22 protein-coding genes and 1 tRNA gene are annotated in these 22685 nt (G+C 43.1%); 8 read left to right on the top strand and 15 right to left on the bottom strand.

All coding sequences use genetic code 11. From position 1 onward, the window contains the following. Positions 1-2: 2 nt before the first annotated feature. Positions 3-848, bottom strand: coding sequence for a sugar phosphate isomerase/epimerase family protein (locus tag CLV51_RS22730; RefSeq protein ID WP_106530379.1), 846 nt, complete (start codon positions 846-848; stop codon positions 3-5). 299 nt (positions 849-1147) lie between these two features. Here CLV51_RS22730 and CLV51_RS22725 point away from each other — a divergent pair, with 299 nt between their 5' ends. From CLV51_RS22725 to CLV51_RS29945, 4 genes are all read left to right on the top strand, one after another. Next, positions 1148-2242: a vWA domain-containing protein gene (locus tag CLV51_RS22725; protein WP_106530378.1), complete on the top strand. Its 1095-nt coding sequence runs from the start codon at positions 1148-1150 to the stop codon at positions 2240-2242. A 35-nt stretch (positions 2243-2277) separates the two neighbouring features. Beyond that, on the top strand, positions 2278-3783 hold the full coding sequence (locus CLV51_RS22720) for a magnesium chelatase ATPase subunit I (protein ID WP_106530377.1): 1506 nt from the start codon (positions 2278-2280) through the stop codon (positions 3781-3783). A 527-nt stretch (positions 3784-4310) separates the two neighbouring features. Further along, complete coding sequence (locus CLV51_RS22715; protein ID WP_106530376.1) at positions 4311-5633, top strand: Gfo/Idh/MocA family protein; 1323 nt, start codon at positions 4311-4313, stop codon at positions 5631-5633. 30 nt (positions 5634-5663) lie between these two features. Further along, entirely contained in the window at positions 5664-5786 is a 123-nt protein-coding gene (locus CLV51_RS29945) for a 3-keto-alpha-glucoside-1,2-lyase-like domain-containing protein (protein WP_425430496.1), read from the top strand. 64 nt (positions 5787-5850) lie between these two features. Here CLV51_RS29945 and CLV51_RS22710 read toward each other — a convergent pair whose 3' ends face one another. Continuing rightward, the gene (locus CLV51_RS22710) at positions 5851-6333 is read right to left on the bottom strand and encodes a GNAT family N-acetyltransferase (RefSeq protein ID WP_106530375.1); all 483 of its coding nucleotides are present in this window, start codon (positions 6331-6333) and stop codon (positions 5851-5853) included. Between the two features lie 68 nt (positions 6334-6401). Then, a tRNA-Cys gene (locus CLV51_RS22705) sits at positions 6402-6472 on the bottom strand. Positions 6473-6673: 201 nt separating this feature from the next. Between CLV51_RS22705 and CLV51_RS22700 the strand changes: the two genes are divergently transcribed. Further along, positions 6674-7552 (top strand): nucleoside phosphorylase, encoded by an 879-nt coding sequence (locus CLV51_RS22700; RefSeq protein ID WP_106530374.1) that lies wholly within the window; start codon positions 6674-6676, stop codon positions 7550-7552. Between the two features lie 268 nt (positions 7553-7820). Beyond that, positions 7821-8606, top strand: a complete 786-nt coding sequence (gene dapF / locus CLV51_RS22695; RefSeq protein ID WP_106530373.1) for a diaminopimelate epimerase — start codon at positions 7821-7823, stop codon at positions 8604-8606. Positions 8607-8609: 3 nt separating this feature from the next. On the opposite strand, the gene CLV51_RS22690 is transcribed toward dapF, so the two are convergent. The 3 genes from CLV51_RS22690 to CLV51_RS22680 are packed head-to-tail and all read right to left on the bottom strand — an operon-like array spanning position 8610 to position 11935. Next, a complete protein-coding gene (locus CLV51_RS22690) occupies positions 8610-9443 on the bottom strand; it encodes a glycosyltransferase family 2 protein (RefSeq protein WP_106530372.1) in 834 nt (277 codons plus the stop codon). Next, positions 9443-10390 (bottom strand): class I SAM-dependent methyltransferase, encoded by a 948-nt coding sequence (locus CLV51_RS22685; protein WP_106530371.1) that lies wholly within the window; start codon positions 10388-10390, stop codon positions 9443-9445. Before CLV51_RS22685 ends, CLV51_RS22690 begins: the two co-directional genes overlap by 1 nt. 57 nt (positions 10391-10447) lie before the next feature. Further along, complete coding sequence (locus CLV51_RS22680) at positions 10448-11935, bottom strand: lipopolysaccharide biosynthesis protein (RefSeq protein WP_106530370.1); 1488 nt, start codon at positions 11933-11935, stop codon at positions 10448-10450. 100 nt (positions 11936-12035) lie between these two features. Between CLV51_RS22680 and CLV51_RS22675 the strand changes: the two genes are divergently transcribed. Next, positions 12036-12488, top strand: coding sequence for an NUDIX domain-containing protein (locus tag CLV51_RS22675; RefSeq protein ID WP_106530369.1), 453 nt, complete (start codon positions 12036-12038; stop codon positions 12486-12488). 197 nt (positions 12489-12685) lie between these two features. On the opposite strand, the gene CLV51_RS22670 is transcribed toward CLV51_RS22675, so the two are convergent. Continuing rightward, complete coding sequence (locus tag CLV51_RS22670; RefSeq protein WP_106530368.1) at positions 12686-13492, bottom strand: queuosine precursor transporter; 807 nt, start codon at positions 13490-13492, stop codon at positions 12686-12688. Beyond that, on the bottom strand, positions 13493-13774 hold the full coding sequence (locus tag CLV51_RS22665; protein ID WP_106530367.1) for a hypothetical protein: 282 nt from the start codon (positions 13772-13774) through the stop codon (positions 13493-13495). Between the two features lie 62 nt (positions 13775-13836). Here CLV51_RS22665 and CLV51_RS22660 point away from each other — a divergent pair, with 62 nt between their 5' ends. Continuing rightward, positions 13837-16344, top strand: coding sequence for a YfhO family protein (locus CLV51_RS22660; RefSeq protein ID WP_106530366.1), 2508 nt, complete (start codon positions 13837-13839; stop codon positions 16342-16344). Positions 16345-16417: 73 nt separating this feature from the next. Here the strand turns inward: CLV51_RS22660 and CLV51_RS22655 are convergent, their stop codons facing one another. The 7 genes from CLV51_RS22655 to CLV51_RS22625 form a co-directional block, all read right to left on the bottom strand. Next, a complete protein-coding gene (locus CLV51_RS22655; RefSeq protein ID WP_106530432.1) occupies positions 16418-17176 on the bottom strand; it encodes a glycosyltransferase family 2 protein in 759 nt (252 codons plus the stop codon). 24 nt (positions 17177-17200) lie between these two features. Then, positions 17201-18439 (bottom strand): glycosyltransferase, encoded by a 1239-nt coding sequence (locus CLV51_RS22650; protein ID WP_106530365.1) that lies wholly within the window; start codon positions 18437-18439, stop codon positions 17201-17203. A 3-nt stretch (positions 18440-18442) separates the two neighbouring features. Then, entirely contained in the window at positions 18443-19441 is a 999-nt protein-coding gene (locus tag CLV51_RS22645; RefSeq protein WP_106530364.1) for a polysaccharide deacetylase family protein, read from the bottom strand. A gap of 9 nt (positions 19442-19450) precedes the next feature. After that, on the bottom strand, positions 19451-20260 hold the full coding sequence (locus CLV51_RS22640) for an FkbM family methyltransferase (protein WP_106530363.1): 810 nt from the start codon (positions 20258-20260) through the stop codon (positions 19451-19453). Beyond that, a complete protein-coding gene (locus tag CLV51_RS22635) occupies positions 20241-20945 on the bottom strand; it encodes a methyltransferase domain-containing protein (RefSeq protein WP_106530362.1) in 705 nt (234 codons plus the stop codon). Before CLV51_RS22635 ends, CLV51_RS22640 begins: the two co-directional genes overlap by 20 nt. Beyond that, positions 20938-21900 carry a glycosyltransferase family protein gene (locus CLV51_RS22630; RefSeq protein WP_146151356.1) on the bottom strand — a complete coding sequence of 321 codons (963 nt, stop codon included), beginning with the start codon at positions 21898-21900 and terminating at the stop codon, positions 20938-20940. The genes CLV51_RS22635 and CLV51_RS22630 overlap by 8 nt, the downstream gene beginning before the upstream one ends. Before the next feature lie 68 nt (positions 21901-21968). After that, a complete protein-coding gene (locus CLV51_RS22625) occupies positions 21969-22640 on the bottom strand; it encodes a C40 family peptidase (RefSeq protein ID WP_106530360.1) in 672 nt (223 codons plus the stop codon). Positions 22641-22685 lie beyond the last annotated feature (45 nt).

Genomic DNA, 22685 nt, shown 5'->3' with positions numbered 1-22685 from the left:
ATTTAAAGATTACTTACAATAGTTCTCCAAAACGCTGCACTGGCCTTTACTTCAGGCACATTGTAATCCCAGTTGTATTCGTATTCAGCAGAAAATAAACCTTTGAAATGCTGGTTCTTCAGGGTTTCCATCACTTTAGCAATCTGGCAAACACCATTACCCCAAACTACATCATGACCTTCAGGAGTTTTCTCATTCAGATCTTTAAAATGTAAACTCATAATATGACCATCCAGTTTCTTCAGACACTCTACCGGATCTAAACCTGAACGCACCCAGTGGCCGATATCAGCACATGCACCCATTAACTTGCTTCTGCCTTTAATAGCAGCCAAAACCGTCTCAGGATTCCAGTAATGACTGGGTTTAGGATGATCATGGATAGCCAGTTTAATCTGGAACTGATCGCACAAAGAAGAAATCAGGTCCAGGTATTCTGCCTGTGGCTCAGAAGTGATGCTCTGAATCCCCATTCTGTTGGCAAAATCAAACAGGATGCGCCATTCTGCCGCTGATTCAGGTACTACCACACCAAACGCCATCAGCACTTTGTGTTTTTTCTTAAACAAACTTTTTACCTGTTCCTGTTTTTCAGGCGACATGTGGTAATCAAATTTACCCTCAATACCACCACCAATCACTTGTCCGGGGAAAGCTTCCACGTACTGGATCCCACAGCTATCCATTTTGTCCAGTGCCTCTGCCAGCGTAAAATGATTGAATGTCCAGGCCTGCGCACCCAGCTTCCAGCCCAATGCATCCGCCCTGCTTTGCGCAGTAGCAGATTTTGCAAACAATGCAACCGCTAACCCACCTGCCAGCATCAATGCATTTCTCAGTTTTTTCATATAGATATTTTTTTGATGATTGAAAGTAGTTAGTTTCAAGATAAAATGCAAGCTGAAGGGTGATTTTATCTTTCTCCCGATTAGGCTGATTAAACTGATTCCCCGATTTTATTTTACTGATTTTAAAAGATTAGCGAAGATCAAAGCGTATAATACCTGCTCTGGTCTTCGCTAATCTTTTAAAATCTTTCAAAATCAAAAAAAAGAAAATCATGGTAATCAGTTTAATCAGCCTAATCGGGAGAAAGACAAAACCACCTTTCATACATTTTGCTTAATTTTAGTTTAGAAGATGTGCTATGAGAGGAATATCATTTACCAGGTTCAACCCGGACGAAAACAGAAAACCACCTTTCCAGAAGCTACTGGATCTTTTCAGCCAACTCCTCACCTACACCAGTGGAGATGTTTCAGAAGCGCTACAATGGCTCACAGAGCTGGATAAGGAATATAATCTTACTGATAAAGATTATGGGATCGGCGACTTTATACAGGAGCTGAAAGACAAAGGCTACATTCGTGAGAACGAAGACAACGGCAAGATAGAAATCACTTCCAAAACGGAACAAACCATCCGCAAAAATGCCCTGGAAGAGATTTTCGGCAAGCTGAAAAAAACAACTACCGGCAATCATAATATCCGCAAATCCGGTATGGGCGATGAACTCAATGCCGAAACACGCCCCTTTGAATTTGGCGATGGCGTGGATCAGCTGGATATTACTGCCTCCATCCGTAATGCACAGATCAATCATGGCATCGATAGTTTCTCTATCAGCCAGGACGACCTGGAGGTAAAGGAAACGGACTTCAAAACCCAAACATCTACTGCCCTGATGATCGATATTTCCCATTCCATGATTTTATATGGGGAAGACAGGATCACACCCGCCAAAAAGGTGGCCATGGCACTCGCAGAACTCATTACTACCCGGTATCCAAAAGATACCCTCGATATTATTGTATTCGGCAATGATGCCTGGCAGATAGAGATCAAAGACCTTCCTTACCTGGAAGTGGGTCCTTTTCATACCAATACGGTGGCTGGCCTGGAACTGGCTATGGACCTGCTCCGCCGCCGGCGCAATCCTAACAAGCAGATCTTCATGATCACAGATGGCAAACCCACCTGCCTGAAAATAGGATCTCAATACTATAAAAACAGCTTCGGCCTGGATCGTAAAATACTGAACCGCACCCTGAACCTCGCGGCACAGTGCAAAAAATTAAAAATACCTATTACCACCTTCATGGTGGCCACCGATCCCTGGTTGCAAAAGTTCGTACAGGAATTTACCGAAACCAATAACGGTAAAGCCTTCTTTTCAGGCACAAACAACCTCGGTTCCTTCCTCTTCCGCGATTTTGAAAGCGGTAAGAAGAAATTCTTTTAAACCTGATTTATTAGTCATAAGAAATTTGCATCAGAATGGATACAAGCATAAAAACGTTAGGCGAGCTAAAAAAAAGTGGCTATAAACCTATCTCCGTAAAAGAAGAGATCAGACGCAACCTGATCAAAAAATTAAAACAAAAAGAAACTACTTTCCCCGGCATCGTCGGATATGAAGATACCGTGATTCCGGATACCGAAAGAGCACTGCTATCAAGACATAACATTCTTTTCCTGGGCTTACGCGGACAAGCGAAAACGCGCATGGCCAGGCAAATGACCGACCTTCTGGATGAATACATCCCTATCGTGGAAGGCTCTGAAGTAAATGATGATCCGTTTAAGCCACTCTCCCGTTATGCCCGCGACCTGATTGCAGAAAAAGGCGATAAAACACCTATCTCCTGGCTGCACAGCAGCGAGCGCTATGGTGAAAAGCTGGCCACACCGGATGTTTCTGTGGCCGATCTCGTTGGCGATATTGATCCTATCAAAGCAGCTAACCTGAAACTCAGCTACGCAGATGAAAGAGTGATCCACTTTGGTATCATTCCCCGCTCCAATCGCGGTATCTTCGTCATCAACGAACTCCCCGATCTCCAGGCACGTATACAAGTATCCTTGTTCAACATCCTGCAGGAAGGCGATATACAGATCAGGGGCTTCAAAGTAAGGATGCCACTGGATATCCTGTTTGTATTCACCGCTAACCCGGAAGACTATACGAATCGCGGTGCTATTGTAACACCGCTGAAAGACAGGATAGAAAGCCAGATCATTACACACTACCCAAAAAGCATCGAAAACTCCCTGCTCATCACAGAACAGGAAGCCGATATCCACGAGGAACAACTCAGCAAAGTACAGATTGCTGATATGGTAAAACGCCTCATCGAACAAGTGTCATTTGAAGCGCGCAACAGCGAATACGTAGACAAAAAAAGCGGCGTCTCTGCCCGCCTGACTATTGCTGCGTACGAGAATGCGGTCAGTGCCGGCGAACGTCGTGCTATCCTCAATAAAGAAAAGGAGACACATGTGCGCATTGCAGATCTCCAGGCTATCATACCAGCTATCACAGGAAAAATAGAACTGGTATATGAAGGCGAACAGGAGGGCCCGCTGCAGGTAGCACATAACCTGCTCGACAAATCCATTCGTACCCTCTTTGCTGCTTACTTTCCAAACCCGGATTCTTTCAAGAAAAAGAAACAGACCGCACCCACTGAAAACCCCTACCGTAGCGTCATCCAGTGGTTCGACAAAGGCAACTCAGTACAGCTGCTACAAGACATCAGTGACAAACAATACGATACCCTGCTCACCAAAGTAGAAGGATTAAAAGAACTGGTGAAAGCACTCTTCCCTAAAGCCAACAACCGCGAAGCCTTGCTGCTCATGGAGTTTGTGCTGCACGGACTCTCCTCCTACTCCCTCATCAGTAAAAAAGTGGTGGAAAATGAAACCCGCTTCAGTGACCTGTTAGGCACTATGATGAATTTTAATATGGGTGGCGAAGAGCCGGAAGAAGATAATTTCTAACGCGGGTGTTGTCTTTCTCCCGATTAGGCTGATTATACTGATTACCCTGATTTTATTTTTTGATTTTGAAAAGATTAGCGGAGATTTTAGCGGGTATTGTCTGAACTATGATTTTTATGATTAGTATGATGATCCTGATTAGCGAAGATCTTAGCGGATATTGTCTGAACCAGGATTTTTAGGATTGAATAGATTACCCTGATGGATGTTATATTGTTTATTTGGAAGATATACGCGAATATCTTCACTAATCAGGATCATCATACTAATCATAAAAATCATAGTTCAGATAATACCCGCTAAGATCTTCGGCACCCATCAGGGTAATCTATTCAATCCTAAAAATCCTGGTTCAGACAATATCCGCTAAAATCTCCGCTAATCTTTTCAAAATCAAAAAAGAAAATCAGAGTAATCAGTATAATCAGCCTAATCGGGAGAAAGACAAACACTCTTTCTTCTTAATAATTTTGCCTATTTTGTATTATTAAGTGTCAATTCCACAATTCCACAAAACGTTTTATTACATGAATCATTCCCGTAGAAACTTTATCCGCTCTGCATCCACGCTCATGGCTGGAGCAGGCCTGGTGTCCGCTTTACCGGCATCACTGCAGGCGTTGCCGCTCAGGTCGGTAGCGGCCAGCGATCGGCTCAATATTGCCGCTATCGGCATCAATGGCATGGGCTGGTCTGACCTCACCGCTATGCTGAAAAATCCTGCTGCACAATGCGTTGCCCTGTGCGACGTGGACAAAAACGTATTGGACAAACGTGTGGCAGAGTTGTCGCAAAAAGGTATCAGGGTAAAAGCGTATAGTGATTACCGTAAGTTGCTGGAAGATAAAAATATTGATGCGGTTATCATTGGTACACCCGACCACTGGCATTGTTTACAAATGACAGATGCCTGCTCCGCAGGTAAAGATGTATATGTAGAGAAGCCTATGGGCAACTCCATCATAGAATGCCGCGCTATGGTAGCTGCACAACAAAAACACAGCCGCGCAGTACAGGTAGGCCAGTGGCAGCGTAGCCAGCAGCATTTTAAAGATGCGATCGACTTTGTACACTCCGGCAAACTCGGACAAGTACGACTTGTAAAAGCGTGGGCGTACATGGGCTGGATGAAATCTATTCCTGTAAAACCAGACTCTACTCCTCCTGCAGGCGTTGATTACAAATCATGGCTGGGACCAGCTACCACACGTCCTTTCAACGAAAACCGTTTTCACTTTAATTTCCGGTGGTACTGGGATTATGCCGGTGGCTTAATGACCGACTGGGGCGTACACCTGTTAGACTATGCACTGCTGGGCATGAAAGCCGGCGCACCAAAATCAGTAATGGCAGCAGGTGGAAAATTTGCTTATCCCGATGATGCCGCTGAAACACCTGATACCCTCACCACCGTTTATGAATATGATCATTTCAATATACAGTGGGAACAAGCCACAGGCATTGATGGGGGCCCTTATGGCCGCGATCATGGTATTGCCTTTATTGGTAATAATGGTACGCTTGTGCTGGACCGTGGCGGCTGGGAAGTGATCCCCGAAAAAGGTAAAATGGAAGGTATAAGCAGACAAAAATCTGTAGACAACGGCCTCGATCTGCACACTAAAAATTTTGTGGAAGTAGTTAAATCCCGTAGTCTGAGCGACTTACATGCACCGGTTCAGGTAGGCGCGTTAATAGCCACCACGGCGCAAATGGGCAATATCGCCTACCGCACCGGCAAAAAAATATACTGGGATAATCAAAAAGGTCAGTTCACCGATAATGATGCTAATAAATTTTTAGCAGCACCTTACCACAACGGCTATAAGCTGCCTAACGTGATCGGATAAACGAAAAATAAAATAGCTTTATCTACTTAAATATTACAACCGTACTTACTCAAACGGACAGGCCGGCAGCTTCTACAAACAAAAAAATCCATCGCACTGCAGGATCATGGCAATCCGGCGAGTTTCAGGAATATCTGGATCAGACCCCTGTAGCGACCATTATTATGGGATTGAGTGGATTAACAACATAACACGCAGCAGGTTAATCCATTTAATCCTATAATACCGGTTCAATATTTAACGAAAGATATACCGCATCACTGAGAGGATTATCATAATAGGCTGCAATGGGCTGAAATCCTAAAGAGGTATACAATTCTATGGCCGGACGCATATGTGCCAGTGTATCCAGGATAATGCGCTTATAACCCAGCTTTTTGCTCTCTTCTATAGCATTGCTTACCAATGCTTTTCCTACACCGTGACCTTTAAAAGTATCTTTTACAAAAAGACGCTTCATTTCTGCAGTACTGTTGTCAAATGTCCGGACGGCCACACAGCCTGCTACCTGTCCGTCTACCGTTGCCAGGAACAACGCACCGGCTGGTGGTACATACACACCAGGTAAGTGTGCCAACTCTTCTTCAAACTGCTGAGAACTAAGGTCAACATTTAACCAATTGGCATATTCGCGGAAAAGTAGCTTCACCTGTTCCAGGTGTCTGGCATCTTCGGCGGTTACTTTTATGATCTCTATCATAACCACTTCTTTTTGGTTCTATACAAAACGCAAAAAGCCTTCTGAATTCAGAAGGCTTTTTATTTGGGAGGTTTCGAGCGGATTCGAACCGCTGTACGAGGTTTTGCAGACCTCTGCCTAGCCACTCGGCCACGAAACCATCTCTTTTGTAATGCTTGCCTTCCTACCCACCGGCGTACATTTCATTCGTTTTGTGGGATTGCAAAAGTAGCAATTTTCTGATTACCACCAAATATTATTTAAAAAATATCTGAAAAAATATTTTGATAATATACCAGAACGAAGGAATATTGAGGACCGAAACCGGAATGTTGATTTGTGAAATATAAAAATTAATACAATGGATAAACGTATAGCAGAATCAGAACTGATCATCAACAGCCGTGGAGCGGTGTACCACCTGGATGTACGGCCAGACGAACTGGCACATACCATCATCACGGTAGGTGACCCGGATCGTGTAGGGTCTGTCAGCAAACACTTTGATAAAATAGAAAGCAAATTTCAACACCGCGAATTTGTTACACATACCGGCTATATTGGCAACAAACGCATATCTGTAGTATCTACAGGTATCGGTACAGATAATATCGATATTGTACTCAACGAACTGGATGCACTGGTAAATATTGATTTCGAAACCAGGCTCATCAAACCTGAACTTACTTCGCTGCAAATCATACGCCTCGGCACTTCCGGCGCATTGCAGGAAAGCATTCCGGTAGATAGCTTTGTAGTGTCTTCGCATGGTTTAGGCCTGGACAATCTCATGCCCTACTATGCATTTGAAAATACAACCGCCGAAAAACAGCTCCTGGAGGCCTTCCGCGGACAGGTGTTCCTGCAGCCCGGTGGCGCCAACCCTTGCCTGTTTGCTGCCGCAGCGCACCTGCAAAATCATTTTAAAGATGGTTTTCATACAGGCATCACCGTTACCTGCCCCGGCTTCTATGCCCCACAGGGACGGGTATTGCGCGGTACCTTATCTAATCCAAATCTCATAGATAACCTCACCGGCTTTTCTTACGAAGAACATCGCATCACCAACTTCGAAATGGAAACATCCGCCATTTATGGTATGGGCCGCGTATTGGGGCATCATTGCCTGTCTGTCAGCGCTATTGTAGCCAACCGCATCCGCAAGGAATTCAGTAAAGATGGCGGCGCAGCAGTAGCCGCACTGATCGAAAAAGGATTGGGCATTATTGCAGGAATATAAGCAATCAGGCCTTCGGCCTTTGTCTTTTCTTTACCATGATTAGGCTGATTTAGATGATTACCCTGATTTTATCTTCTTCTAAAAAACATTTATATCTCTATATAGTAAGCTTTTATAAAATTAGCATGGATGAATGACCAGAAAGAAATAAAATCAGAAAAATCATAATAATCAGCCTAATCATGATAAAGAAAAGACAAAGGCCGAAGGCTTTCCCTTCCGCTAAAATCTCTGCATAATTCTCCATTCATCATTTATCTTTGTATCCATGAATAGCATACACTTTTATAAATACCAGGGAACCGGCAATGATTTTGTGATCATGGATAACCGGGAAGGGCAGTACAACTGGCTAACAGACGAACAGGTAAATGAATTGTGTGACCGTCGCTTTGGCATAGGCGCCGATGGCCTGATGCTGCTCAATAAAAGCGAAGACTACGACTTTGCCATGAAATACTACAACGCAGATGGTCGTGAAAGCTCCATGTGCGGCAATGGTGGCAGATGCCTCGCAGCCTTTGCACATAAAATGGGCGTAGGCGATGGTAACCTGTACTTTATTGCAGTAGACGGAGAACATGCAGCTACTATGGACGGCGACAGCTGGGTGAACCTGAAAATGCAGCAGGTAGACTTTGTAGAACATGGTCCGCTATATTATTACCTTAATACCGGCTCACCACATTTTGTGAAATATGTGGAAGATGTGCAGGCTGTAGATGTTTTCAACGAAGGCCGTGGAATCCGCTACAATGACCGCTTTGCAGCTGATGGCACCAACGTGAACTTCGTACAGCATTTTGAAAACGGCATCTTTGTACGTACTTACGAAAGAGGTGTGGAAGACGAAACTTATTCCTGCGGAACCGGCGTAACTGCCGCTGCCCTTACATTTGCAGGTCAGGAAGAAAAAGAATACGTAGTACCTGTACAAACTTTAGGCGGACAACTGGAAGTACGTTTCACCAAAACCGGCGAACGCAGTTTCGATAATATATGGCTCTGCGGCCCCGCTACATTGGTGTTTGAAGGAGATATAAACGTTAAATAGTTATCAGCCTATGTTCTGAAATAATTTCTTAATAAATCCCAGCCATACCCGGCAGAGATTAAAAGGAATAAGCAGTACAGGGCAGGAAAGTAAAATAAAGAAGGAAAAATAAACAGGATTACCTGTTGCTCTCTTCGAAAATATTTTCTTCAAATATTTTCGAAGAGATTTTTCTTTCAGCTGATGAAGGCCCGTTGTTTCTTCATTCATTAATATCCTTACATGTTCATCACTGGTTAACTTAAACCCTTTCTTCCGGGCACGTATCGTAAATTCAAAGTCAGAACCATAATGTGGCAGCATCACCGGCCTGAATCCGCCTATTTTCATGAAAGCAGCTACCGTCATGAACAATCCTCTTGTAGAAACACAATTAACGTCTTCTTTCCTCCTGGCCAGATCAAATGTCATCTTGTACCAGTTGGCCACTACACCTATATCTTCCAGCTTACCTGTTTGTTTACTGTAAGCCTGCGACAGCAATAAAGCATCCGGTGCCTCATGAACAAACTCAACTGCATTTTGCAGGTAATTTTCTTCAAATTCAACATCATCATTTGCTATCAATACAATATCAGTGGGTATGGTCACATTTGCCTTCACCCACTCATAACCCTGTTGCAAACTTCCACCCCACCACCAGTCGCCCTTACCGGTAACAATCGTGGCGGAAGGCAGATAAGAGGTCACCATCTCCGCAGTACCGTCTGTAGATCCATCATCTATCAGTACCAGGTGATAACTACTGTAAGTCTGTTTAAGCAGGCAGGAAATAAAAGTACGGGTGATTTCTTTTCTGTTGTGAACAGGTAATATGATATATACTAACGGACTCATTATAACGGTTTCTTTAAAAAATATACGCTGTTATCACCCGCATTGAAGGCATCAAAAAATCTTGTGATTACATAATTTACCTTCAAACGATGAATACCTGCGAGAATTTTCATCTTTATCTTTTGCGAAGTAGTTCTTTCGGCATTCAATGTCCAGAAAACAGATACTTCGCCTCGTTTCGGATAAACCGCTATGTGCAGCCACTGATAATGCAGCCATTCAGAATTAGTAAGAGTAATAGCTTTTTCCAGTACCAATCCCGCTTCTGCGGCATATTTTTTCATTGATTTTTTGGAGAATAGATGCAGGTGATAAGGGATATGCCAATGCGCCCACTTTTTACCGAACACCTTCACTCCCCAGCCTTTGGCATTAGGAGTAGTAAGAATGGCAACGCCACCTGGTTTCAGTATTTTGGCAATTCCCTTCATAGATACTACCGGATCTGTAACGTGTTCTATCACCTGTGCCATGGTTACATAATCAAAATAGTCAGGTTGATAATGTTCCGGATCAAACAGGCCCACTTCAGCATTAAAACTGTATTTATCGGCTACTCTTTTAATGTTATCATCCGCTTCCACGCCAAAAACCTCGCAACCCCTGTTTTCGTGATACCCCAGTGTTTCTCCAAATCCACAACCTATATCAAGGATGCGTACATTTTTAGGTACCCAGTGATGAGCCGCACTACGCTCTCCTTTAAACCAGGCCATAAATCCACTCACTTCCTTGTATGGTTTCCAATCATCCAGGTTCAGGTGTTTCCTTGGATAATAATTGGAATAGAGCTCCCCAATCATTTCCGGTGTAAAATTAGCCTCCAGTGAAAGATGATCACAGTTTTTACATTTCCACATAGTATACGTTCCCGGATAACCATAGCGGTTATCAAACATATCTGCGTAATATACTTCCAAAGGATTATTACAATATCTACAATTCATATTTAGCACTTTTATAATTGAGCCTGTAGCAAAAAATAAACCTTTAATTTTTTATTTTTATTTTCTGCTTCTTATCTTATTCAGGAAAGCATATGCTGTACTACTGATATCTTCAGACACGCGTAATGCAAGTATGCCAAAAATGAATATACCAGAAAAGAGCAATGCTCTCCCCATAATATCAATAATAGGATTTCCCAGGTATGGTAACCAACCCCCCCCCCAATAGGCCGCTATTGCCACTCCTATAGCCTTTACAGTGTTCATGGTAAAAGGTTGCAAATGAAATCTTTTCCAAATAAACAGAAAACGAATAGTATTAAAAACAAACATAGATAAAAGAGCGGCATATCCCGATCCCACAAGCCCATAAGTACGCATCAACATGTAGTTCAACGGAATGGACAGGATCATCAATATTACCGAACTAACCAGATCAAATCGCCAAAGCCTCGAAGTGCTGAGCAGCTGAGCGTTTACACCTGTACCCAGATCAATAACTTTTGAAATACCCATGTACAGAAATACATATTTGCCTATACTGTATACTGGCGGCAATAACATGAAAAAACAGTCAATATTCAACCATATCCCCAGGAAAATATAAAGTGCTGCAACCAATTGTAATAAAGAAGATTTCTGGTAGATCTCAGCAATCTTATCCATATTTTTATCTACCCACGCCTGTGCCAGTACGGGCAGCGCTATCGCCGAGATACTGCGCTGCGGCACCTGTATCAGAGTAGCCATATATGTAGCAATACTCAGGTAAGCCGCATTTTTAAGTCCCTCTGTACTGGAAATGATAAGCGGAGCTATATTTTGTGCCAGCAGGGTACACGTAGTAGCACCCAGCAAGGAAAGGGAATAAGTGCTCATAGGCCTGAATAACTTCCGGGTAACACCACTTACCTGGAAATTGAAATGCAGCAACTGCTTCTTTTTCAAATAACCCAACAATACTATCAACACAACTCCCCATATCAATATAAATAACCAAAGGAACAAATCAAAACTGATCAGTTTGAACAGGTATAATACAATCAATAAGGTAGTTCCAAGGCGCACCACCAGTTCTTTCAGGAAATTAGGCACCACCGTTTCATGCTTCGTCCAGCTATAGTTCTCTATAACAGAGAAAAGCGCATAACACAACATAAACGGATAAAGCAGGTAGAAATATTCCAGAAACATAGGTGCATTCTTCGAATACTTCCGGATGATCAACCCTTTAAAAATAAAAGTGCCCAATACAAATAACAGGAATCCAACCAAAGTGGCTACCACCACCCATGTTAGCATGTCATTCTTCTTATCGTCAAGCCGCGCGGTATAATAAGGGTAAAACTTATTCATGGTGGGGCCCACACTCAAAGTGCAAAAAGGCACCAGTATGACTCCTATATCCAGAAACATGCGGGTCAATGCGAATTGGTCATCAGAAAAAAAATGCGGAAAGAGGAACAATGTGTTGATCCCTCCTATCGCAAATCCAAGATAAATCAGTATGGTAGACCTGACGCTTTGATGTTTTACAACTCCCATTAATATATTAAAATAATTAGATAAATTTCAATGTGCAATATTACATTAAAAGAGCACATTATTCAACATTTTAGCTACTTTCACATAATATAAACATGGCATGCAAACAGGATTTAATGTAAGAGTATACGGCATCATGATCAATGATAAAAAACAGGTGCTGGTAAGCGACGAATATATCCGTGGAGGTTATTACACCAAGTTTCCTGGCGGCGGTCTGGAGTTCGGGGAAGGTACCCTGGAGTGTATTGTGCGGGAATGGCAGGAAGAGCTGAGCCAGGATGTAAAAGTAGTAGAGCACCTTTATACAACTGATTTCTTCCAGATCTCTGCTTTTGATAACGAAACACAGATCATCTCCATTTATTATCTTGTTACACCAATATCTCCCTTCACTGCACAAACCATCACCACTCCTTTTGATTTCACTGTACCGGAAGGTGCAGAAGAAGTTGAACGCGCCCGCTGGATTGACTGGGAAGAGTTTTCCGCAGCAGCAGTTACTTTACCCATTGATAAAGTAGTAGCGGATATGGTTAAAAACAGGTACTAATATTATTTTGTCTTTCTCCCGATTAGGCTGATTATACTGATTACCCTGATTTTATTTTACTGATTTTGAAAGATTTAAAAAGATTAGCGAAGATCAGAGCGGGTATATTCGCTTCAATCTTCGCTAATCTTTTTATAATCAGTAAAAGAAAATCAGGGTAATCAGTATAATCAGCCTAATCGGGAGAAAGACAAAAATCAATCGTTTGTTACCGGTTCTTCATACGGATGTTCCTTTCCCATGGCCGCTGCCTTCATTTTAGCCGCGGTGGCATGTCCCAGGTAACGTTCTATACGATGCTCCAGCCAATAGATCAATGGTGTTAACGCTATCGCCACAACGAATTTATAACTGTAGTTGACCATGCAAATGGCCAGTACACGCTGGTAGCTCCAGTTATTACCCAGTTTAAACGCAATGTAGAGGACAATGAAACTATCTACCAGCTGAGATACGATGGTAGAGCCGGTAGCCCTTAACCAAACATGCTTTTCGCCGGTATGCCTTTTTATTCTGTGAAATACCGTCACATCTACAATCTGGCTCACCAGGAAAGCGGTTAAGCTACCCAGGATAATCCACATACCCTGACCAAAAATACCTGAGAAAGCGGTTTGCATGTCCGGAATCCCGCCTTCTGCCTTGCTACCACGCCACCAGCTGTCTGCCGGCACTTTCATGGCCACAAAAAACATGATAAAGGCATAAGAGATCAGCGCTACAGCGATATAGGAAATACGGCGCACTGCCTTGGGGCCAAAGTATTCATTTACAATATCTGTCATCACAAATTCCAGTGGCCATAATAATACGCCGGCTGTAAGTGTGTATGCCAACCCGCTTTCGCCAAACAGGGTAAATGTATGAACAGGCAATCCGAATAATTTCTCCAGCGAAAATAATTTACCACCAATACATTCTGCAATCAGTGCATTTGCCACAAAAAAACAGGCAAATACCATAAAAAGTTTGGTGGGCTTATCGTTTAAGATGTTCTTAATCATTTAAAAATTAACTATAAGTTGAAATATTAAGATAGCAATATTGAGCAAATATAACCAGGGGGGCAACGCTTTCCATTGTATTTTTTTCAGCAGTAACAGGATGGCCGTTAGTATACATACCAGTCCGTTCAGCGGAAATGCCATACCTACACCCAAAACCAGCACGTGATTAACAATAGCATCCCATGAATGATTATACGCTGTAATACGAAGGATTTCACCGATAATAAAGCACAGATTGCATATGAAAGCAAATTTTAACAGAAAACGTAACCAGCGCATATTGAAATTTCGGATAAATTACAGTTATTTTTGTTTCTTTAAAACTAAATCCAAAATATCCGATGAAGCAAAACTGGCTAAAAGCCATTCTTCCACATGTTGCGGCAATAGGCATTTTCTTATTGCTGGCTGTTGTGTATTGCTCTCCTGTCCTTGAAGGCAAGATAGTGAACCAAAGCGACATGAAGAATGTGAAAGGAATGGCTAAAGAGGCAAAGGACTTTTATGAAGCAACCGGTGAACGTCCGCTGTGGTCTAACAACATGTTTTCCGGCATGCCCTCCTATGTAGTATTTACAGGTCCCGGCGCCAACAAAGTAGCGTATATGAACAGGGTGGTTACGCTAAACCTGCCAGACCCTATTAACATGTTATTCCTTGCCATGATATGCATGTACCTGTTGTTATGCATACTGGATTTTAAATATTGGATCCGTGTTATGGGCGCCGTTGCATTTGCTTTCTGCTCTTATAATGTTATCATCATTGATGTGGGTCACGTTACCAAAATGTACGACATTGCCCTGATGCCCGCTGTACTGGCAGGTATCATCCTTACCTACCGTGGCCGCCTCTTGACAGGTGCCGCCTTAACGGCCCTGGCTACGGGTATGCTCATCTACAATAACCATCTCCAGATTATTTATTATACCCTGATCATGGTATTGTGCCTCGCAGCAGGTGCATTTGTTCATGCTTATAAAGAAAAACAATTACCACAATTCTTCAAAGCATCCGGATTACTGGCCATCGCAGGCGGATTAGCAGTGCTTACTTCTATGGATAGCCTGCTGATACTCCACGAATATGCAGACTATACCATGCGTGGCAGCAAGTCTGAGCTCACACTGGATCAGGATGACGTAACACAAAAGAAATCAACCGGTCTCGAAATAGAATATGCATACGACTGGAGCTATGGAGTTCCGGAATCAGCTACCTTCCTGATACCTGGCTACGTAGGTAATTCATCTGCACAAAAATTGAGCTCCGGCTCAAATTTCGGTGAGCAAATGATAAGTCTGGGTGTACAACAGGCTCAGGTAGATCAGTTCCTGTCGCAGCAGAAATTACCCATGTATTATGGTGCACAGGCAAAAGGAACTTCCGGCCCCGTGTATGTAGGTGCTATCATCTGCTTTCTTTTCGTATTGTCGTTACTGTTAGTTACCAGCTGGCAGAAGTGGTGGTTGATAGCAGTAACTGCTATCGGTTTCATCCTGGCATGGGGCAAAAATATGAGCTTCATCAACGACTTCCTCTTCTATCATCTCCCGCTATATAACAAATTCCGTGCACCGGCACAGGCATTGGTACTGCCCTCTCTCACCTTTGTAGTGCTGGCCTGCTGGGGCTTACAGGAAGTAGCGAATGGCAAACACACCAAAGCGGAACTGCTCACAAAATTGAAAAAATCCTTATTGATCACAGGTGGAATAATTGTATTCTTTAACCTGATCAGTATCTTCTTCGTTGGTTTCAGCAGCCATAGCGACGCCGGTATGCTGCAATACTTTGCACAGATGATGGGTGGAGAAGAAAATGGTAAACTCCTGATCCGTGCGCTGGAAAAAGATCGTAACAGCCTGTTGCTGAAAGATAGTTTCCGCTCCATCGTATTCATTGCTATTGCCGCAGGTGCTATCTGGGCATTCCTGCAGGATAAACTGAAATGGCCGGTGGCTGCTTTTATTATTGCTGCTGCAGTTACGATTGACCTGGTACAGGTAGATAGAAATTATCTGAACAACGACAGCTTTGTAGATGATATGACCTTCATGCAGGAATTAACACCTTCCGCAGCAGATCAGCAGATCAAACAGGATCCGGATCCATACTACCGCGTATTTAATGTGGCTACCTCACCATTTGACGATGCCACACCTTCCTATTTCCATAAGAGTATAGGTGGTTACAGCCCGGCCAAATTGTGGCTCTACCAGGATCTCATCTCTCATCAGATTGCTAAAAATAATATGCACGTGTTGAATATGCTCAACACTAAATATTTTATAGTACCTGATCAGAAGTCCGGTCAGCCGGTAGCACAGCGCAACCCCGATGCTTACGGCAACGCATGGTTTGTAAAAGATATCGTATGGGCACCGGATGCCAATACCGAAATGAAAACGCTGGATTACCTGAATACACGCGACACAGCGGTAATAGATAAACGTTTTCAATCGCAACTGGGTGGCAACTTCAAACCAGGTACTGATTCCAGCGCATCCATCAAACTCACCAAATACGGTTTGAATAGCCTCGCATACACATCCAATAACAGCCAGGAAGGTTTGGGCGTATTCTCTGAAATCTACTATCCTGCCGGCTGGAAAGCTTTCATTGATGACAAGCCAGCAGATATTGTACGCGTGGATTACGCACTGCGTGGTGTAAAAATCCCTGCAGGACAACATAAAATTGACCTGAAATTTGAACCCGCCACCTTCTTCAAAGGCCAGAAAATTGCAGGTATTTCTTCTACACTGCTCCTGTTGTTAGTAATAGCCGCATTCGGCTGGGAGTTGTTTACACAAAACAAAAAAGAAGAAACAGTAGTAAAAAAGTAAAAGCAAAACATATAAAAGCCTCCGTCATGGTAAAACATAACGGAGGCTTTTCTTTTACAGGTAATGATCCCTGTTAATATTTTTTCGAGAAGATATAACGCAGCCCTATAAATAAATGATGTGTAAAATTAGGAAGATGCCCATAATACTTACTTAATATGCTGTATCTTTCCTTCCAGGCCAGCTGTTGATGCTGTTTGGAAGTACCGCCCACCCTGAATTTTGCTACCACCTGGTGCGTGTTACATATTTTGTGAGATGCCTTCAGCGAGCGTATCATCCAGTCTATGTCCGCACAAACTTTGTATTGTAAATCGTACAACGGACTTAAACTACGACGAATAATATACGCCTGATGCGACACGACCATTCCATGTTTCAGGCTTTTCCAGTTCAGCTGCTCCGGCACCTGGTGGGGTGTTTGCGCAGAGCGTAATCCCAGGTCAGCACCATTTTCATCCATAAACATGGCTTCTCCGTAATACACATCTGCATCGGCACAGGTAGCCAGCATCTTCGTTATCACGTCATTATCAGCCAGGGTATCATCTGCATTCAAAAACAGCAAATACTCCCCGGTAGCCAGTTGCATGCCTTTGTTCATAGCATCATATAGGCCTTTATCTTTTTCAGAAATTACTTTGGCAATGCGGGAACAGTATGGCGCCACTACTCCCAGCGTATTATCTTTGGAAGCACCATCCACAATAATATATTCTATATACGGATAGGTTTGCGCCAGCACACTCTGAATGGTATTTTCAATAAATTTTTCGGCGTTGTAGCATACGGTAATAATGCTCAATACCGGTGAAGAAGCTCTATTCGTCACTAGCTGCTGTTTAAATAAATTCAACTAATATCTTATTACGGATGCAAATAACCGGTGATACTGTTCTGCAATCACCTTCATACCAAAATGCTGCTCCATGTAAGCCCTAGCAGCTTTTCCAAATTCACGGCACCTATCCGGATGCTGTAGCAATGACAATGTTTTGGCAGCAAATTGCTCATGCATACCCGGCGCAATTACATAGCCGGTTTTACCATCCAATACAATTTCGCGGCAACCGCCTACATCAAAAGTAATACAGGCTGTTTCACAGCTACCGGCCTCTATCAGCACATTCGGCAGATTATCAGCCTTCGTAGGATAAAAGAAAATATCGCTGGCACTATAACACTGCATCATTTTATCTACGGCTTTCACATAACCGGTATACACACATTTCAGGTGCTTAAAAGTACCGGGCAAACGATCCCTCCCTATCATCAGCAGATGCACCTCCCGGTCCAGCTGTTCATCCAGTAAATGTAATATTTTAAGCAGTTCGTCGCCTCCCTTGAATTCGCTGTTAAACAATCTTTCAGATACAAAAGTAATTACCCGGGCATCCACCGGTAATCCCAGTGCCTGCCGCGAAGCCGCTTTGTCCTGCGCTTTAAAATAATCCGTATCAATTGGATTGGGAATATGATACAGCGGTTGATGTTTTGTCAACGGGCTTTCGGTGGTCATATCATACAGCCAGCGCGAAGGTGATACAATATGCAGATCACTTTCGGCATACAGCCGCTGCTTTCGTTTTATCAGGTAATTACCGGTAGGAAAACCTATAGCAGGAGCATGTTTATGTTCTCCCGGGCCGGCTTTTGCCGCTTTCCAGGAAGTATCACCAAAGGTATGTGCTGCGTTGCCGGTGATGGCCCACATATCATGCAACGTCCATACAATGGGCGCACAGGCAGATAGTTTGGGTAATAAAGACGTATCAAAATAACCACCATGAATATTATGCAAACTGATCACATCGGGCTTAAACGCCCTTGCGCACTGCAATATAGCCGGTGTGGAAAAAGGAAAATAAAAATATTGCAGCCCCAAACGATTGCTGAGTACATTGATACCTCTTTCTATGAAATTAGCTACGGCACCACTGCGGGTTACCGTCACATTAGCTGCTGCCTTGCGATGGATGCCGGCCAGAAAATGATTCTGTGTATGATAATACCGTTCCAGCCCCTCACCTATTCTTTGGGCAGCAATGGCAGCACCTCCGCTATTTTCATATTTATTGATAAAAAGTACTTTCACCCGCTAGTATTTAAAGAACTGTTCCATATGTTGACGAAATACTTCCAGCGGCCAGTCACGCACCAGTATCCTTGGTAATGCAAAAGGATTACTCCAGCTATGTACCTGTCCGTGATAATTGGCGCATACTAACTGCAGCCCTAATGCTTTACAGGCCCTGATACTATCTGCATTATAATAACGTTTGCTGCCCAGGAACTTTCTCCCGCCAAAAGGATAGGAAAAATGTACCTGTGGCGCTGCCAGTATTGCTTCGAGTATCTCTTTGGAAGCACCTATTTCAGCCAGTTGTTCTTCATAGGTAAGCATCCCTACTGCCGGATGACGATGTGTATGACAACCAATAGTAGCAAAAGGCGATTGTCCAATATCCCTCACTTCATCCCATGTCATGAGCCGGTGTGAGGCCCTGCCCATAGCGCTTTTACCCGACCAGTCATATAATTGCTGCATGGCTGCTTCAATAACTGCCGGTTTACAAAACCGTAATATTGTTTGCAGGGCGTAATAAGTTTCACGTATAGCCGTTAGCGTGCCCGTCGCATATTCCCACAACCTGCCGTCAATATTAATCTGCAAAGTGGCCGGTAAGGTGCCGTCGGTTAACAGGATACGTTCCAGGTCATCCCACCATAATTCGTAGGAAGTATCAATTTTTGAAGTAGTGATATAAAACAAGGCAGGAACTTCGTGTTTTACCAGCAGCGGCATCGCTTCATGATAGTTATCTGCATACCCATCATCAAAAGTGACGAATACCGCTCTTTCGGGAAAGGCTTTTTTGTGCTGCACATGATATAAAAACTGATCCGCATCCAATACGTTATAATCCGATTTCAGGTGCGCCAGTTGATCATTAAAATGGGCAGGGGAAACTGATAACTGCTGAGGGTCCTGGGATAACTCCGTTACCCGGTGGTATAATAATATCACAGCCGGACGTTGCACCTTGTTGGCAACATAGTGCATTACAGAAAATATCTTCCCACTTAGGTTTCCCATCAGTATGTATTATATTTTATAGGCGAATATATTCAATTGCATGTCCATCACCTCTCCGGTAGCTTTATTGATGAACGGCATGGCTCTTTCAGTGGCAGATTCAATAAAATACCTGAACCCGTTTCGTTGCAGCGTTTCCAGTATTTCACCGAGCCCCTGTGGTGTTTTATTAAAGGAATGATATTCTATAAAAATATTGTCCACCCCGGATAAAGCACCATCGCAATCCTTTATCACGGCTATCTCAGCGCCTTCTATGTCCATTTTAAGAAAGTCAATGGTTCCTTCCTGTTCCAGCATGCTCCTTAATCTCACCGTTGGAACGTTCACTTTAGTGCCACCTGCGTTGCCTCCAAAAACATTCCCGCCATCTGCATTGTCACTATAGAAAGTAATGCTTTCTTCATTCGTCCATACTGCCTTAGCTACCACTGTGATAGCTGACAAATTATTCTTACTGATATTACTGCTCAGCACCCCGGCAATAAACGGGTCTGCTTCAAAGGCTGTAATGCGGGCTTCTGGGTACAGTGACTTAAAATAAATACAGCTTAACCCTATATTAGCGCCACAGTCGAAGATCACAGGTATTTTGTTGCTGCTCTCAAACTGGTATACGCGGCTGAAAAATATTTCTTTATACTGGTATACAAAAGAAGATCCGTCTACAATATTGATATCATAGTGCAGGAAAGAAGCGGGTGCTATCTGCTGTATCTGTTGGCCGTAATGCTTACGATATAAACGGAAATACTCCCGGTAAAACTTATTGCTAAAAACCTGTTTGATCTTTCCCAGGTTATCGCTGATCAATCCCATGTGATGCTTTTTTTGCTTTAACGGTGATAATTACCGGGTATACAGGATCATTATGCTGTAGCTCTGCTACCGATAATTCCTCTGCTGCAATCCCCTGCAGGATGGCAGTGCAGGCAAGTACATTCCCATACGATGTTATCTCTATATTTTCCTCTCCAAAAATTTCACCAAATACTTTTGTGGCCGATTGCGGGGTAAACCGCCAATAATCGCCCCACTGCTTCATATCATAGGCAGATAGCTGGGTAATGCCTGCTAAGGTAGCTAACAATACACCACCTGGTTTAAGCAGGTAATGCGCACCTGCTATAGCCGTCTTAAAATCGTAAATAAAATTAAACGTCTGTGTACATATAAAACAATCGATATGATTGGCCGGCAAAGATGCGTAATTAGTCAGGTCGCCTTGTATGGTTACCTGTTTACCAGGTTGTACATGCAATACTTCAAAGCGGCTCACATTTTCACCAAACTTCCTGGAATAATTGCTCTCTGCTATCTCCAGCACATTGCTATGGATAAGGTGCTTATTGGCGCTCAAAAACTGTTCTATATAATAACGATCTACGGGGGTGCCTCTGTCAAAGCCGAAGGTGGTGGAAAGCGGTTCCAGTCTTCTCAAACTTTCCCAGGATACCGGGGATATAATGTTTCTTTTCAGTCTTCTTAATATCTTCCTAAGCATTACCCGTAATTTTTCTCCAGTATTTTATAATCCTGTTCCTGATTTTTGCCTGAATGGTCATGCCGGCATTACGTCTTAGAAAAGTCCCGAATTTCTTTTCTATTAACAGGTAATTATTTACGGGAATATCTTCTACCCGAATTCTGTCCTGGTAAATTTCTGTATATGTATAGTCATCTTCCATAAAATGATGGGTAGCAGTTGCCACATTGCCATCATGTCTTACCAGCGATTTTACCGGGTAAAGTGTAAGCATGTCATGTATATAGGCTGCGGCTCTCCAGCGGATAGCCCAGGAACTCACTTTCCCCTTTTTATGCTGATGCAGCATCCTGAAAAAAGGATAACCGCCCCAGAAATCAAATTCCGCCTTTAATCCTTTTTTTTCACTGATCTGCGCAATCACTTTATCTGTATCTCTTTCAAATTTATTCCAGGCCCTTGTCCAGGTGCCCCATCCCAAACAGCCGGGATCGTGTATCAGAAAAGTATCCGGTTTATAATCTGCTGGTATCTCAATGGGATAGAGATAACCATGAATACAAATCATTTTCTCGTCGTGCTCATATTTCGTGAGCCCGTCGTTCATATATTGCAGAAAAAAAGGTGATACGGCCAGATCATCTTCCAGCACTATCACCTTACCATGTTTATTTATAATCTCCGTAACACCATCAATGACGGAAGTAGCCAGCCCCTTATTCTTTTCCGCTTCCATGACGATCACTTCCTTACACCATTGTTGCTGATGAACTATTTCACGTGCTTTTTTTACCAGTGCCAGTTGCTCCGGTGAAGCGCCTTCTTTAGGACCATCACAAAAAACATATAATGTACTCTCCCCTGCCTCTTTGTTCTTACTCAGATGCACGAGCGTGCTGAGGGTCAGTTCAGGACGATTATATACGAATAATACGATGGGAGCAAATTGCATAATACGGATAGATACTGCCACAGGCAGTTTAGTAAATTAAAACGGTAAAAATCGCATAAAATTAACAATAAAACAAATGTGTGGAGGAGCTACAGTCTTCCGCCGCCGGCAAAATACTTTTTCCAGTAAGGCTCTTTCAGGTCACTGATCATTACACCAGCGCTGGTAGAGGCATGCACAAATTTATCATTCTCCAGGTAGATGCCTACATGGGAGACGCGTTTGTGATGAATCTTAAAGAATACCAGGTCGCCTTCATGCAGTTCGCGGGAGCTAAGCCTTGTTACCTGGTTATAAAGTTGAACAGAATTACTTCCTGCCATGCTCAGTTGAAAAACAGCATTCAGCAATGTATTCACAAAACCGGAACAATCAATCCCATTCCTGGTTTTACCTCCCAAACGATAAGGGGTGCCCCACCATTCTTCAATAAAACTATATAACCGTTGATTCAGCACCTCTTCTACGGGTACGTCCAGTACCTGTGCATATTTAAACTGCCAGCTCTGCGCGTTCTCCAGGTTGGCACTGCCGCGGGTTATATTTTTGCTGATGCTGACATCTTTATTATAGGAAGAAGTATTGTTGCGGTTATTACGACCGGTAGAAATGCCATCAATAAACTCAGCATGTCTGTTGTCAGCAGTTGTTGGCGTAGTCGTCGTTTTTTTAGCGGTACCTTTATGAAGAGACGCGCAGGAACTCAATGACAATACACAAATCGATAACTTCACCCAAAGATGTCCCTTTACTCTAATCATAAGCGTCTGGCTAAATTTTTGCTAAAATACAAACTATTAAGTAAT

It is taken from the genome of Chitinophaga niastensis, from assembly GCF_003014755.1.
In the GTDB taxonomy this organism is placed as follows: Bacteria; Bacteroidota; Bacteroidia; order Chitinophagales; family Chitinophagaceae; genus Chitinophaga; species Chitinophaga niastensis.
This window is presented reverse-complemented; position numbering and strand designations above follow the sequence as displayed.

What these genes read in the sequence shown, in the direction of transcription:
- CLV51_RS22730 (WP_106530379.1), bottom strand. Translation starts at nt 848, where the DNA reads ATGAAAAAACTGAGAAATGCATTGATGCTGGCAGGTGGGTTAGCGGTT.
- CLV51_RS22725 (WP_106530378.1), top strand. Translation starts at nt 1,148, where the DNA reads ATGAGAGGAATATCATTTACCAGGTTCAACCCGGACGAAAACAGAAAA.
- CLV51_RS22720 (WP_106530377.1), top strand. Translation starts at nt 2,278, where the DNA reads ATGGATACAAGCATAAAAACGTTAGGCGAGCTAAAAAAAAGTGGCTAT.
- CLV51_RS22715 (WP_106530376.1), top strand. Translation starts at nt 4,311, where the DNA reads ATGAATCATTCCCGTAGAAACTTTATCCGCTCTGCATCCACGCTCATG.
- CLV51_RS22710 (WP_106530375.1), bottom strand. Translation starts at nt 6,333, where the DNA reads ATGATAGAGATCATAAAAGTAACCGCCGAAGATGCCAGACACCTGGAA.
- CLV51_RS22700 (WP_106530374.1), top strand. Translation starts at nt 6,674, where the DNA reads ATGGATAAACGTATAGCAGAATCAGAACTGATCATCAACAGCCGTGGA.
- dapF (WP_106530373.1), top strand. Translation starts at nt 7,821, where the DNA reads ATGAATAGCATACACTTTTATAAATACCAGGGAACCGGCAATGATTTT.
- CLV51_RS22690 (WP_106530372.1), bottom strand. Translation starts at nt 9,443, where the DNA reads ATGAGTCCGTTAGTATATATCATATTACCTGTTCACAACAGAAAAGAA.
- CLV51_RS22685 (WP_106530371.1), bottom strand. Translation starts at nt 10,390, where the DNA reads ATGAATTGTAGATATTGTAATAATCCTTTGGAAGTATATTACGCAGAT.
- CLV51_RS22680 (WP_106530370.1), bottom strand. Translation starts at nt 11,935, where the DNA reads ATGGGAGTTGTAAAACATCAAAGCGTCAGGTCTACCATACTGATTTAT.
- CLV51_RS22675 (WP_106530369.1), top strand. Translation starts at nt 12,036, where the DNA reads ATGCAAACAGGATTTAATGTAAGAGTATACGGCATCATGATCAATGAT.
- CLV51_RS22670 (WP_106530368.1), bottom strand. Translation starts at nt 13,492, where the DNA reads ATGATTAAGAACATCTTAAACGATAAGCCCACCAAACTTTTTATGGTA.
- CLV51_RS22665 (WP_106530367.1), bottom strand. Translation starts at nt 13,774, where the DNA reads ATGCGCTGGTTACGTTTTCTGTTAAAATTTGCTTTCATATGCAATCTG.
- CLV51_RS22660 (WP_106530366.1), top strand. Translation starts at nt 13,837, where the DNA reads ATGAAGCAAAACTGGCTAAAAGCCATTCTTCCACATGTTGCGGCAATA.
- CLV51_RS22645 (WP_106530364.1), bottom strand. Translation starts at nt 19,441, where the DNA reads ATGGGAAACCTAAGTGGGAAGATATTTTCTGTAATGCACTATGTTGCC.
- CLV51_RS22640 (WP_106530363.1), bottom strand. Translation starts at nt 20,260, where the DNA reads ATGGGATTGATCAGCGATAACCTGGGAAAGATCAAACAGGTTTTTAGC.
- CLV51_RS22635 (WP_106530362.1), bottom strand. Translation starts at nt 20,945, where the DNA reads ATGCTTAGGAAGATATTAAGAAGACTGAAAAGAAACATTATATCCCCG.
- CLV51_RS22625 (WP_106530360.1), bottom strand. Translation starts at nt 22,640, where the DNA reads ATGATTAGAGTAAAGGGACATCTTTGGGTGAAGTTATCGATTTGTGTA.